This is a genomic window from Streptomyces lasalocidi (genome assembly GCF_005280215.1).
GTDB lineage: Bacteria > Actinomycetota > Actinomycetes > Streptomycetales > Streptomycetaceae > Streptomyces > Streptomyces longwoodensis.
The window spans coordinates 7,316,031-7,329,153 of sequence record NZ_SZNQ01000001.1 but is presented as its reverse complement, the minus strand read 5'-3'; the positions used below and the strand labels follow the sequence as shown (position 1 = coordinate 7,329,153).

At 74.1% G+C, this 13,123-nt stretch carries 10 protein-coding genes and 1 pseudogene; 7 read left to right on the top strand and 4 right to left on the bottom strand.

Annotated features, from left to right (window positions below; genetic code table 11):
* Positions 1 to 357: 357 nt before the first annotated feature.
* Positions 358 to 972 carry an RNA polymerase sigma factor gene (locus E4U91_RS33095; protein WP_422070925.1) on the top strand — a complete coding sequence of 205 codons (615 nt, stop codon included), beginning with the start codon at positions 358 to 360 and terminating at the stop codon, positions 970 to 972.
* A 43-nt stretch (positions 973 to 1,015) separates the two neighbouring features.
* Here E4U91_RS33095 and E4U91_RS33090 read toward each other — a convergent pair whose 3' ends face one another.
* Positions 1,016 to 2,479: an aminotransferase class I/II-fold pyridoxal phosphate-dependent enzyme gene (locus E4U91_RS33090; protein WP_137310221.1), complete on the bottom strand. Its 1,464-nt coding sequence runs from the start codon at positions 2,477 to 2,479 to the stop codon at positions 1,016 to 1,018.
* A gap of 215 nt (positions 2,480 to 2,694) precedes the next feature.
* Here E4U91_RS33090 and E4U91_RS33085 point away from each other — a divergent pair, with 215 nt between their 5' ends.
* From E4U91_RS33085 to E4U91_RS33070, 4 genes are all read left to right on the top strand, one after another.
* Positions 2,695 to 3,885 (top strand): amidohydrolase, encoded by a 1,191-nt coding sequence (locus E4U91_RS33085; protein WP_137310220.1) that lies wholly within the window; start codon positions 2,695 to 2,697, stop codon positions 3,883 to 3,885.
* A 78-nt stretch (positions 3,886 to 3,963) separates the two neighbouring features.
* Positions 3,964 to 4,233, top strand: a complete 270-nt coding sequence (locus tag E4U91_RS33080) for a dsRBD fold-containing protein (protein WP_137310219.1) — start codon at positions 3,964 to 3,966, stop codon at positions 4,231 to 4,233.
* A gap of 133 nt (positions 4,234 to 4,366) precedes the next feature.
* Positions 4,367 to 6,025, top strand: a complete 1,659-nt coding sequence (locus E4U91_RS33075) for a serine/threonine protein kinase (RefSeq protein ID WP_137310218.1) — start codon at positions 4,367 to 4,369, stop codon at positions 6,023 to 6,025.
* Entirely contained in the window at positions 6,022 to 6,717 is a 696-nt protein-coding gene (locus tag E4U91_RS33070; RefSeq protein ID WP_137310217.1) for a hypothetical protein, read from the top strand. The genes E4U91_RS33075 and E4U91_RS33070 overlap by 4 nt, the downstream gene beginning before the upstream one ends.
* On the opposite strand, the gene E4U91_RS33065 is transcribed toward E4U91_RS33070, so the two are convergent.
* The 3 genes and pseudogenes from E4U91_RS33065 to E4U91_RS33055 all read right to left on the bottom strand — a co-directional run.
* Positions 6,702 to 8,255: an MFS transporter gene (locus E4U91_RS33065; protein ID WP_137310216.1), complete on the bottom strand. Its 1,554-nt coding sequence runs from the start codon at positions 8,253 to 8,255 to the stop codon at positions 6,702 to 6,704. The genes E4U91_RS33070 and E4U91_RS33065 overlap by 16 nt on opposite strands.
* Positions 8,256 to 8,408: 153 nt before the next feature.
* Positions 8,409 to 9,512 carry an MASE1 domain-containing protein gene (locus E4U91_RS33060; protein WP_137310215.1) on the bottom strand — a complete coding sequence of 368 codons (1,104 nt, stop codon included), beginning with the start codon at positions 9,510 to 9,512 and terminating at the stop codon, positions 8,409 to 8,411.
* 333 nt (positions 9,513 to 9,845) lie between these two features.
* Positions 9,846 to 10,658: pseudogene (locus E4U91_RS33055) on the bottom strand (PP2C family protein-serine/threonine phosphatase); the annotation flags it as partial.
* A 152-nt stretch (positions 10,659 to 10,810) separates the two neighbouring features.
* On the opposite strand from E4U91_RS33055, the gene E4U91_RS33050 reads away from it, so the two are divergent.
* Positions 10,811 to 12,256 carry a glyceraldehyde-3-phosphate dehydrogenase gene (locus E4U91_RS33050; protein ID WP_137310213.1) on the top strand — a complete coding sequence of 482 codons (1,446 nt, stop codon included), beginning with the start codon at positions 10,811 to 10,813 and terminating at the stop codon, positions 12,254 to 12,256.
* A 201-nt stretch (positions 12,257 to 12,457) separates the two neighbouring features.
* Positions 12,458 to 13,081, top strand: a complete 624-nt coding sequence (locus E4U91_RS33045) for a GNAT family N-acetyltransferase (RefSeq protein ID WP_137310212.1) — start codon at positions 12,458 to 12,460, stop codon at positions 13,079 to 13,081.
* Positions 13,082 to 13,123 lie beyond the last annotated feature (42 nt).

Here is a 13,123-nt window from a genome sequence, read left to right as displayed (position 1 = left end):
CGGGGCGTGGCGGGTCGCCGTACGAGCGGGGTGCGGACGGCGTCGCCGTGCGCCGTCACCCGTTCGAGTACCGGGAAGAATGGCGCGAAAGGCCGTCACCGGGAAGGGTGAACGGCCCTCTCCCCGGCAGGCGGCCGTTCTGCAGGACGGCCGGGTCGCGCCTGCAGAGGATCTGCGTCGTTCCTGCAGGAGTCCGGTCCACGCTGTCGGGGGTGGCGGACGTCACCACGGCGGCGGGCTTCGTCACCTGCCGACCCGGAGGAACCGCACGGCGGGTGCGTCCGGCAGCGGGCGGAGCCGCCACGACGAGTCGCCGGCGCGACCACGCCGCGCGACGGAGCAACGGGGGAACACACCGTGGAGAGCACCTGCGCCGCGGCGACCACGACCACGTCGCCGACGGCTGGACCCACCTTCCCGACCGGACGGGGCGCGTCGTCGGCCGGGCACGCCGACCTGACCGCCGACGAGTTCGACGCCGCGTTCACCGCCCTCATGCCGAGGCTGCGGCTCCGGCTGATCGCCCTGACCGGCAATCCGCACGACGCCGACGACCTCCTCCAGGAGACCTACCTCCGGCTGTCCCGGCGCGCCCGCGCCCGCACGCTCGCCCGGCAGCAGCAGCCGTACGCCTACGCCTGCGCGACCGCGCTGAACCTGCTGCGGGACCACTGGCGCCGGCCCGCGCGCCGGGAGCGCTGCACCGACCGGCTGCCCGAGCCGAGCTGGGACGGCGGCTTCGCACGCAAGGAGGCCGAGGCGGTGGCGACCGCGCTGCTGAGGGCGCTGTCGCCCAAGGAGGCCGCCGCGGTGATCCTCGTCGACCTCGAGGGGCTCACCCACGACCTGGCGGCGGCACGGCTCGGCGCCCACCGCGGCACCGTGCAGCGCAACCGCATGCGTGGCCTCGCCAAGATCCGGGCGGCGGTCGGCGCACACGGGGACCGTCCCGCCGCCGTCTCCCCCACGTGACCAGGGCTCACAGGGGGCACCTGACGACGCGCTTGACGAGGTGTCAGTCGCGGGCCACCACGCGCAGCGTCTTCACCGTCGGGTCGGCCGCGTCCGAGATGAGGAAGCCGTGGTCGACGCCGCTGCGCAGGTAGTCCACCACCTCGGCGGTGATCACCTCGCCCGGGGCCACCACGGGCACGCCGGGCGGGTAGGGGCTGATCGTCTCCGCCGCGATGCGCCCCACGGCCTGTTCGGCGGACACGTGTTCCACCGTCGCGAAGAAGGCGTCCCGGGGCCGCATGGCCTGCTCCAGTTCGAGGACGCCCGGCTGCGGCAGGCGCACCTCGGGCAGCTTCTCCATCTCGTCCGCGTGCTCGGTCAGCGTGCGCAGGGCGTCGGTCAGCCGCTTCTCGGTGATGTCGTCGTCGGCGTAGGTGATCGACGCGCTGATCCGGCAGGTGTCCGAACCGCCCACGTCGATGTGGCAGTTGGCGCGCAGCCACTCCGCGGCCTGCATGCCGCTCACACCGAGCTCGCGGACGTCGATGACGATCTTCAACGGGTCGAAGGAGGCGGCGAGGCCCTCGTCCACGATCTCCTGCCCCATCACGCGCAGCCCGGGCAGCCCGTCGGCCAGCTCGCGGACCCGCTTCGCCCGCACGATGGCCCCGTCCAGCAGGTCGTGGCCCTGCTCGACCATCTGGCGCCGCCAGCCGTCGAGCGACGCGTAGACCAGCGAGGAGGCGCTGGTGGTGCCGAGCAGGTCCTCGCGCTGCTTGAGCACCTCGGGCGCCACCCGGTCGTACTGGAGGTGGAAGACGGAGCTCTGCTCGACGGCCCCGCCCATCTTGTGGACGCTGGTGACCACGAGGTCCGCGCCCGCGTACATGCCCCAGGGCGGCAGGCCGGGGTGAAAGGGCAGGTGGGCGCCCCACGCCTCGTCCACGATGAGGGGCACGTCGAAGGCGTGGCACGCCTCGGCCACCCCGGCGACGTCCGCGCACGTGCCCCAGTCGGTGGGGGTGATCAGCAACATGCCCTTGGCGTCGGGGTGTTCCCGCAGCCGCCGGCGAACGTCGTCCGGCTCGGGCGGGTGGGCCAGGTGCCGTTCGCCGTCGAACTTGGGGTGGACCCAGACCGGTTCGACGCCGTTGATGATGACCGCCGCGATCACCGCCTTGTGGGCGTTGCGCGACAGCAGCAGCTTCTCCCCCGGCCCGGCCACCGACAGCATCGCCGTCTTGACCGAGAGGGAGCTGCCGCAGGTGGAGAAGAACGCCTGGTCGGCGCCGACCGCGTCGGCCATCAGCTCCTGCGCCTGGGCGAGCACCCCCTGCGACTGGCGCCGGTCGTCCAGGCCGTTCAGGCTGAGCACGTCGGAGCGGAAGACGTCGATGCCGAGGACCTCGGCCACGCGGGGGTCCGTGCCCCGGCCCTGCTTGTGTCCCGGCGGCCCGTAGGCGATGTCGCCCCGGCGCCGGAACTCCTCCAGGGCCTCGAGTACGGGTACGCGTGAATGATCCATGGTGCCTCCCGGGCGGACTCCGTCGTGGGCCGCACCGCCCCCGCGGGGACGGTGCGGCCCAGCCACCGTGTTGCACCGGGCGCCCGGTCCAAACCCCGGGGCGGTGTCGGCGCCGCGTCGTGTCGGCGCCGCGTCGTGTCGGCGCCGCGTCGTGTCGTTGCGACGTTCGGTGGAACCCGGACGGTGCCGAAAGCCGCCGACCCGAGGAGGCCCGTGTGTCGTCCACGCCCGATGCCGTGCACCACCGCGTCCGCCAGGAGGTGGCCGCCCGGACGGACCTGCTGTGGGAGGTCGCGAGCGCGCTGCACGCCGACCCCGAGTGCGCCTTCGCCGAGCACCGCGCGGCGGCCCTGCTGACCGGCGAGCTGCGCCGGGCCGGGTTCGACGTGCGCCAGGACGTGCCCGGACTGCCGACCGCGTTCACCGCCCGCGCGGGCGGTGGCCGGCCCACCGTGGCGCTGCTCCTCGAATACGACGCCCTGCCCGGCCTCGGGCACGCCTGCGGCCACCACCTCATCGCCGCCGCCGGGCTGGGCGCCGCGCTCGCCGCCCACGCGGCTCGGGGCGACGCCCCCGGGACGGTGCTGGCGGTGGGCACCCCCGCGGAGGAGGGCGGCGGTGGCAAGGCCCTGGAGGCGGAGGCGGGCGTCTTCGACGAGGTGGACGCCGCGCTGATGTTCCACCCGGGCGTGCACGACTGGGTCCGCGCGCCGCTCACGGCCCAGGAGCAGTACCGGGTCGGCTTCCACGGCCGGGCCGCGCACCCGACGGGCAACCCCACCGAGGGCATCGACGCGCTCGCGGCCCTGATCGAGCTGTTCAACGTGCTGGCGGGCCTCACCCACCGGCTGCCGGAGGCGTCCCACGTGCAGGGCATCATCACCCACGGCGGCACGGCCACCAACATCGTCCCGGAGTACGCCGAGGGCGTGTTCGGGCTGCGGGCGGCGACGACCGGGGCGCTGGACGACCTCGCCGGGCGGCTGCGCACGGCGGCCGCCGGGGTCGCCCAGGCCACCGGCACCACGGTGACCGTCGAGCGGGCGACCGTCCGCTACGAGCACTTCCGCGACAGCGAGCCGCTGTCCGCCCGTTTCGCGGCGCACCTCTCGCGCGCCGGGATCGACCTGACCCCGCCCACGCCCGGCGTGTACCTGGGCTCCTCGGACATCGGGAACGTCAGCGGGCTGGTGCCGGCCATCCACCCGTTCGTCGCCATCATGGACGCCGACGGCTCCGACCACACACCCGAGTTCGCCGAGGCCGGCCTGTCGGAGCGGGCCCGGGGCGTGCTGGCCTCGGTCACCGAGGCGCTGGCCTGCACGGCCGTCGACGTCCTCGCCGACGACCCGCTGCGCACCGCCGCGTGGCGGGCGCACGGCCCCGCGCCCGTGGCCGTGCGCTGAGCGGTCCGCGTGGACCGGCCGCCGTCCCGGCCGCAGTCTGGAGGAGGAGCGGGACGGCCCGACCCGGAGGTGAACACCGTGGAAGGCAAGCAGTGGACCGTGCGGGTCCACATCACCGAGGACGGCGACGAGACGCGGGCGCGGGCCGTGCTGTCGGGCCGGGACACGTCGGGTGTCACGGGGACCGGCGTCGCGCACCGCAACCCGGACGATCCGCCCGCGCCCGAGATCGGCGACGAACTCGCCGTCTGCCGCGCCCTGGAGGACCTCGCGGCCCGGCTGCGCGCCCTGGCCGCCGACGGCGCCGCGCGTCCCCCCGCGCCCGCCCGGGCGTGGAGCGTCGACTGACCCGCACCGCGGGGCCGGGCCCACGAGCGGGTGCGTGTCTGCAACCGCTCCGGCCGAAAGCGTGTCTTCCTCCCCGTGGTCCACCGCGCCACGCACCACGCGGCGGTGACGCGCCACGGCAGGGGGGACGGCTGTGAACGCATGGGCGGTACCGGGGTACTCCGAGTCGCTGGAACTCGGCTTCGGGGCGAGCGGGCGGGTGGTGCTCGCCGTGCACGAGGAGACCGGTGTGCCGGTCGCCGTGAAGTACCTGAGCGAGGCGCTGCGCACCCGGCCCGGCTTCGTGCACGGCTTCCGCGCCGAGGCGGAACTCCTGGGCGGCCTGGAGAGCCCGTACGTGGCCGGATTCTACGAGTACGTCGAGGCGCCCCGGGGCGCGGCGATCGTGATGGAGCTGGTCGACGGCGTCTCCCTGCGCACGCTGCTGACCCGGCAGGGCCCGCTGGCGCCGGAGGCGGCCCTGGTCGTGCTGAAGGGGTCGCTGCTCGGGCTGGCCGACGCGCACCGGCTGGGCGTCGTGCACCGCGACTACAAGCCGGACAACGTGCTGGTCACCACGGACGGCCTGTCCAAGCTGGTCGACTTCGGCATCGCCGTCGACTCCGGCGTCGACGCGGGGATCGCCGGGACGCCCGCCTACATGGCGCCCGAGCAGTGGACCGGCGCGCCCGCCTCGCCCGCCGGAGACGTGTACGCCGCGACGGCCACCTTCTTCGAGTGCCTCACGGGACGCAAGCCCTACCCGGGCGGCAACCTCGCCGAGCTCGCGCTCCAGCACCTCGAACACCCAGTCCCGGCCGACGAGGTGCCCCCGGCGCTCCGGCCGCTGCTGCGCCGGGGGCTGGCCAAGGCACCCGGGGAACGGCCCGCGGACGCCGCCGCGTTCGTCGCCGACCTGGAGCGGGCCGCCGTCGGCCGCTACGGGCCCGACTGGGAGACGCGCGGCCGCGCCCGGCTGGCCTCGCTCGTCGCGCTGCTGCTGTTCCTGCGGCCCCCGCGGCACCAGCGGACGGCACGCACCACCACCGACACCGCCCGCACCGTCCTGGGTTCGGGGCACGGGCGGCTCACCGCGTGGCGGCCCACCTGGCCGGGTCTCGCGGTGGCCGCGGCCGCGCTGCTCCTGGCGGTCCTCGCGACCCAGGGCATCGGTCCGATCGCCGGTGCGGACACCGCCGGGCGGGTGACGGACGTCCTCGCCACCACCAGCGCCGACCCGGCCGTCACCGGCGCGGACGCGGGTCCGACGCCGAGCGGACCGGCCACCCCGACGGCGACCCCGTCCGGCACGGCCGCGGCCACGCCCTCGCCGGCCGAGTCGGTCCCCGGCCCCTCCCCGTCCCCCGCGGCCTCCGGCCCGGACACCGCGTCCCCGGCCGCGCCCACCACGAGCCCGGGCACCGGCACGACCTCCGCGCCGGGCTCCCCCGGCCCGTCCGCCGACACGTCCTCCCCGCCGGCCGCGCCCGCGGTGAAGGACGTCTCCGTCAGCGCGTTCCGGCAGACCGGTCCCACCACGGCGACCGCGACGCTGACCGTGACCACCGACGGCACCGGACCGGTCACCCTGACCGCCGCCTGGTTCGGGGGCGACGCCGCCGGACAGCCCGGGGCGGCCGACGGGGCCGCCACCTCGTTCCGGCGCAGCGGTGCCACGCAGTACATGGTCACCGTCGACCACACCTTTTCGTCCACCGGCTGCTACTGGACCGTCCAGGCCACGACGAGCCCCGCCTCCGCCGACGGCGGTGCCACGCAGCAGCTCCTGATCCGGCAGTGCGAGATCCGATGAGCGCCCCCCAGGACCCCCGCGCCCTGCCCGGCCCCACGGCGCCGGACGACGACTACAGCGCGACCGTGCTGGCCAGCCACTGGATCCAGCGGCCGGTGGGCGACCCGCCGCCGGAGGACGCCACACCGGTCGACACCACGCTGGTCGACACCACGCTGGTCGACCCCACGGTGCCGGTCGGGCCGGCCGGGCCCGGCGAGGAGACCGTGCTGCGGTTCGGGCCGGGGGTCACCACGGCCCTGGCCCACCGGGTCGACGTCCCGGCGGCCGTCGGGGCGGCTCCCGCGCCGCGGCGGCGCGGACGGTGGCGCCGGCACGTCGTACCGGTGTGCGTGCTGGCCGTCGTGCTGGTGTTCCTGTGGTGGCGGGACCACTCCTCGGCGCCGCTGTCGGTGCGCGGGGTCGCGGTGCGGGCCGACCGGACGCACCTGGTCTGCGACGGCACGGCGGACGTCGTCGGCGTCGTGCGGACCGACGGGCACGAGGGCACCGTCACCTACCGGTGGGTGCGCGGCGGGGGATCCACCTCACCGGTGCGGCACGCCTCGCTGGACCAGGGTCAGCGCACCGTGCGCGTGCACCTGCGGTGGACGTTCCAGGGGCACGGCCGGCAGAGCACCACCGCCACGCTGCGCGTCCTGTCCCCCGCCCCGCACACGGCGAGCCTGCGCCTGGCCTACGACTGCCCCTGAACGGCGCCGCCCTGGAGCCGCTCCAGGTCCGACGGGCGCACCTGGATGACGAGCAGCGCGATCACCGCGGCGACCGCGGCGAGCACGGCGGCCGTGACGAAGGCGCCGGAGACCCCGGCCGTCAGGACCTCGTCCGACCAGGGCGGGGGCAGCACGCCGGTGCGCTGGAAGCGCAGCCGTTCCAGCGGGGTCGCCTGGGACAGGAACGCCGGGATCTGGCGGTGGGCCTCGTTGGTGCTGGCCGTACCGAACACGGTGACCAGGATGGACAGACCGAGCGAACCGCCCACCTGCTGGGTGGCGTTGAGCAGCCCCGAGGCCGCACCCGACTCGTGGACGGGCACGTTGGACAGGGCCATCAGCGTCAGCGACACGAACTCCATGCCCATGCCGAAGCTGAACACCAGCATCGGGCCGAGGATGCTGCCCGCGTAGGTGGAGTGGACGTCGGTGAGCGTGAGCCAGGCGAGGCCGGCCGCCGCCAGCAGCGCCCCGACGACCATGAAGGGCTTCGGGCCGTACACCGGCAGGAAGCGGGAGGCGAGGCCCGCGCCGACCGCGATCACCGCGCTCACCGGGAGGAACGCGAAGCCCGCCTTCAGCGGGCTGAAGTTCAGCACGTCCTGCACGAACAGGGTCAGGAAGAAGAACATCCCGAACATGGCGGCGGCCAGGCAGAGCATCATGCCGTAGGTGCCGGCGCGGTTGCGGTCGGCGAACATGTGCAGCGGTGTGATGGGTTGCTTGGAGCGCCGTTCGGTCAGTACGAACAGGCCGAGCAGGACGATCGCGGCCGCGAACGACGCCAGGGTCCAGGCGTCCCGCCAGCCCTCCTGGGCGGCGCGGATGAAGCCGTAGACGAGCAGGACCATGCCGGCCGTCGAGGTCAGGGCGCCCGCGATGTCGAAGTGGCCCGGGTGGCGTTCGGACTCCTTGATCCAGCGGGGCGTGGCCAGGGCGATGAGGATGCCGATGGGGACGTTGACGAAGAGCACCCACCGCCAGTTCAGCCACTCGACGAGCATCCCGCCGGCCATCAGTCCGATCGCCCCGCCGCCCGCCGAGACGGCCGCGAACACCCCGAACGCCCGGTTGCGCGCCGGGCCTTCGCGGAACGTGGTGCTGATCAGCGCGAGGGACGTGGGTGACGCGATGGCCCCGCCGACGCCCTGGAGGGCGCGGGCGGCGAGGAGCTGGCCGCTGTTCTGCGCGAGCCCGCCGAGCAGGGAGGCGACGACGAACAGCAGCACGCCGAACACGAAGACGCGGCGTCGGCCGAGGATGTCACCGGCCCGGCCGCCGAGCAGCAACAGGCCGCCGAAGGTCAGAGTGTAGGCGTTGACCACCCACGACAGGCTGGTGGTGGAGAAGTCCAGCGAGCGCTGGATGTGCGGCAGCGCGATGTTCACGATGGTGATGTCGAGGACCACCATCAGCTGGCACGAGGCGATGACGAGCAGCGCCATCGCGTTCCCGCCACCGCCTGGTGCCGGGGCGGTGGTCGTGGGGGCGGACGTGGGCTGCGGGCTGCTGCTCATATCGGTTCCACGCTCGGGGACGGGCGTCGGGGCGGACCGGGAACCGGGGCGCCCACCGGCGCGTACACCGTTCGACCGTACGCCGGTCGTGGAGGGGTCACCACTCGGGTGCGGGAAGGCTCCGCGGGCTGCCGGAAGGGGCGGGGGGCGGGGTCAGCGGGTCTCGCGCGGGCGGTGCGCGCCGTGGTCCGGGCCGTCGTCGGCGTCGAGGAGGGGCGCATCGGGGCCGGCGCGTCCAGGGTGGGGACCGCGGCCGTCCCCCTGGTCGGCGTCGTACGTCTCCTCGGCGGGGCGGGGTGGTGGGGGTTCGCCCGCCGTGAGGTGCTCCAGGACCTCGACCAGTTCCTGGCAGGCCCGCTCCACCGAGCGCCTGGTGTTGCGCTGCTCCGTGATCACCGCCGACAGCAGCAGCGCGGTGAGGGCCATCGCGCCGTTGAAGGCCTGGAGCTTCGCCATCACCTCGATGCGGCTCAGGCCCGCGAAGGGCCCGGTGCCGTCGGTGGCAGCGAGGGTGGCCAGCACGGAGGCGAGCAGGGCGCACAGCATCGTCCCGGCGAGCTGGAAGCGCAGGGCGCCCCAGATCAGCAGCGGGTAGACGAGGAACAGCAGGCTGACGCTGCTGTAGGTGGCCAGCGGCACCAGGGCGGCGACGGCGATGACGAGCGCGGTGGCCTCCTTCCAGCGCCACCGGGCGGGGTGCGGGTGCCACCGGGCGTTGTACAGCAGCAGCAGGACCGGCGTGACGATCAGGACGCCCATCGCGTCGCCCACCCACCAGGCGAGCCACACCGGCCAGAAGTCCCCCGCGGCGAGCCGGCCGGTCAGGACGGGGATCCCCACCCCGGTCGTCGCGCTGATCGTCATGGCCGCCAGCGCGCCGAGGAAGACCAGGGCGAGGCCGTCCCGGAGCCGGCTGAGCTCGGTGCGGAAGCCGACGCGGTTCAGCAGCAGGTACGCGCACAGGGGCGCAAGGGTGCTGCCGGCCAGGGTGCCGATGACGGCCGGGGTCAGCGAGGTGGTGATCGACAGGATGACGAGGAAGGCCCCGAGGGCGATACCGGGCCAGCAGCTCAGCCCGAAGACCAGCAGCGCGGCCACGGCCACGCCGGTGGGCGGCCAGATGGGGCTGAACACCGCTCCCTCGACCACCAGGTGCCGCAGCAGGCCGAGGCGTCCGGCGCCGTAGTAGCAGGCGGTGACGGCCAGCGTCCGCAGCAAGAAGACGGCTGGTCGGCGCAGCTGCTCGGTACCCACCACAGAGCCATCAGACACCGTCGCGCCGGGGACGGCGAGGCGAGGACGGCCCTCGTCCGGCCCTCCGGCTGAACACCCGCCCGGCTCCCCGGCTCCACGACGGGGGTCCGGGCTCCGGGTGCCGCCCGGCGGGAGCGCGCGCGTCCGGCGTTACGGCCGTGGTCGCCCGTCGGGGCCGTACACGTCGCCGCTGTCGTCGCTGCGGCGGCCGTCGGGCCGACCAGGGCGGTCGCGACCGCCGTGGCCGCCGTCGCCGTCGCCGTCGCCGTCGCCGCCCAGCGTGGCCTGACCACCGTCCCGATCGTCGTCGCCGTCCCGATCGTCATCGTCGTCATGACCGTCGTGGCCGATGACCAGGACGGCCGCGTCGTCCTCGTGGCCGACGCGTGCGGCGCCCTTGATCACGGCCGCGGCCAGGGAGGACGCCTCGAGGCCGGCGACGGCGGCGATGCCGGCGAGCCGCACGACCTGGTCCAGGCCCTCGTCGAGGTTCATGGAGGGCCCCTCCACGACGCCGTCCGTGAGGAGGACGAACACACCCCCCGTGGTGAGGCGGAAGCGGGTGACCGGGTACTCCATGCCCGCCACGACGCCGAGCGGCGGCCCGCCCTCGTCGTCGGCGATGCCGGACTTGCCGTCGGCCGTGGCCCACACGCACGGTATGTGCCCGGCGCGGGCGCTCTCCAGGACGCCGGTGACGGGGTCCAGGCGCAGGAAGGTGCAGGTGGCGAAGAGGTCGCCGCCCAGGGACAGCAGCAGGTCGTTGGTCCGTGAGAGGAGTTCCCCGGGGTGGCTGGTGACCGAGGCGAGGGCGCGCAGGCCGACGCGGACCTGGCCCATGAAGGCCGCCGCCTCGATGTTGTGGCCCTGGACGTCGCCGATGGACAGGCCGATGCCGCCGTCGGGCAGCACGAAGGCGTCGTACCAGTCGCCGCCCACGTTCAGGCCGTGGAAGGCGGGCGCGTACTGGACGGCCAGGTGCAGGCGGGGGGCGACGGGCAGGTCGCGGGGCAGCATGCCCCGCTGCAGGGCGATGGCCAGTTCCACCTGCGTGCGCTGCAGCTCCGCCCGATGGCGGGCCTGGGCGGTGAGCGAGCCGAGTCTGGCGAGCAGCTCGTCACCGTCGTCCGTGGGGCGCTTGCGGGGCATCGGTCACTCCGGCCAGGGCTGTCACCCGTTTCGGGACAAATCGCTCGATTTTATCGCGTTACCGGCCATACCGGTTGTGATCACACCGGCTGCGGACCCCGAGCGAGGGTGTGGTTAGCATATGAGCGCCACCTAGCTCGAAAGATGGATCCGTGACTGTCAACGACGACTCGTTCACCAACTGGAAGAACCGCGAGGAAACCGCGGAGGCGATGATCCCGATCATCGGGAAGCTGCACCGGGAGCGGGACGTCACCGTCCTCCTGCACAGCCGCTCCCTGGTGAACAAGTCGGTGGTCAGCATCCTCAAGACCCACCGCTTCGCCCGGCAGATCGCCGGCGAGGAGCTCTCGGTCACCGAGACGATGCCGTTCCTGCGGGCGCTCACCACGCTCGACCTCGGCCCCTCGCAGATCGACATCGGCATGCTCGCCGCGACCCACAAGGCGGACGACCAAGGCCTGTCGGTCGAGGAGTTCACCGCGCAGGCGGTGGCGGGCGCCACCGGCAGCAACAAGATCGAGCGCCGCGAGGGCCGCGACGTCGTCCTCTACGGCTTCGGCCGCATCGGCCGCCTCGTCGCCCGCCTGCTCATCGAGAAGGCCGGCTCCGGCAACGGCCTGCGCCTGCGCGCCATCGTGGTGCGCGGCGGCGGCGAGCAGGACATCGTCAAGCGGGCCTCGCTGCTGCGCCGCGACTCGATCCACGGCCAGTTCCAGGGCACCATCACCGTCGACGAGGCGAACAGCACGATCGTCGCCAACGGCAACGCGATCCGGGTCATCTACGCGAACGACCCCAGCGAGGTCGACTACACGGCGTACGGCATCAAGAACGCCATCCTGATCGACAACACCGGCAAGTGGCGCGACCGCGCGGGGCTGTCGCTGCACCTGCGCCCGGGCATCGACAAGGTCGTGCTGACCGCGCCCGGCAAGGGCGACGTCCCGAACATCGTGCACGGCGTCAACCACGACACCGTCAAGCCGGACGAGCGGATCCTGTCCTGCGCGTCCTGCACCACGAACGCGATCGTGCCGCCGCTGAAGGCGATGGACGACGAGTACGGCGTCCTGCGCGGGCACGTGGAGACGGTCCACTCGTTCACCAACGACCAGAACCTGCTGGACAACTACCACAAGTCCGAGCGGCGGGGCCGGTCCGCGCCGCTCAACATGGTCATCACGGAGACCGGCGCGGCCTCCGCGGTCGCCAAGGCGCTGCCGGACCTGAAGGCGCGCATCACCGGCAGCTCGATCCGGGTCCCGGTGCCGGACGTGTCGATCGCCATCCTGAACCTCCAGCTCGCCCGCGAGGCGTCTCGCGAGGAGGTCCTGGACTACCTGCGCGACGTGTCGCTTACCTCGCCGCTGCGCCGCCAGATCGACTTCATCAGCGCGCCGGACGCCGTCTCCAGCGACTTCATCGGCTCCCGCCACGCCTCGATCGTCGACGCGGGCGCGCTGAAGGTCGAGGGTGACAACGCGATCCTCTACCTCTGGTACGACAACGAGTTCGGCTACTCGTGCCAGGTCATCCGGGTCGTCCAGCACGCCTCGGGCGTCGAGTACCCGACGTTCCCGGCCCCGGCCGCCTGACCCGTACGGCGCCCGTACGGCATCCGTTCCGCACACGCCCGTCGCCCCGGTGAGCCAAGTGCCGCCGGGGCGGCCGGCGTTCGCGGTTCGGACGGCGGCGTTCGCGCTTCCGGACGGCGGGCGTGCGCGGTGCCCGGCGGCGGTCGGGAAGGTGCCCGCCGTCGCTTGTGGGAGCGCTCCCCCGGCGGGATGATCGGGGGCATGAAGCCGATGCCCTTCGTGCGGCCGTACCGGGTGTCCGATCGTCCGGCGCTCGGGGAGGTCTGCGTCCTGACCGCCCACAACGGGCAGGACTCCTCGGGGATCTACCCCGACCGGGAGTTGATGCCCACGCTGTTCGCCTACCCGTACGTCGACCACGAGCCGGAGCTGACCCGGGTGCTCGACGACGGATACGGGCGGGCCGTGGGGTACATCGTGGGGACGGCCGACACACCCCGGTTCGTGCAGTGGTTCCGCGACGCGTGGCTGCCCGCGGTCGCCGACCGGTACCCCCGGCCCGGCGGGGCGCCCCGCACGCCGACCGACGAGATGACCGGCCTGCTGCACGACCCGGAGCGGATGGTGCAGCCCCAGCTCGCGCCCTTCCCGGCCCACCTGCACATCGACCTGCTGCCGCCGTGGCAGGGCCGGGGGTACGGGCGCGCCCTGATGGAGGCGTTCCTCGACGCGCTGCACGAGAAGGGGGTGCCCGCGGTGCACCTGTGCATGGCGCGGGCGAACACCCCGGCGCGCGCCTTCTACGACCGGCTGGGGTTCCGGGAGATCGACGTCCCGCAGGAGCAGGGGCCGGTCTGGTACCTGGGACGGCCGACCACGCGGTGACGGCGTCCCCGGTCCGCGGCGAGGCGCGGACCGGGGCGGCCG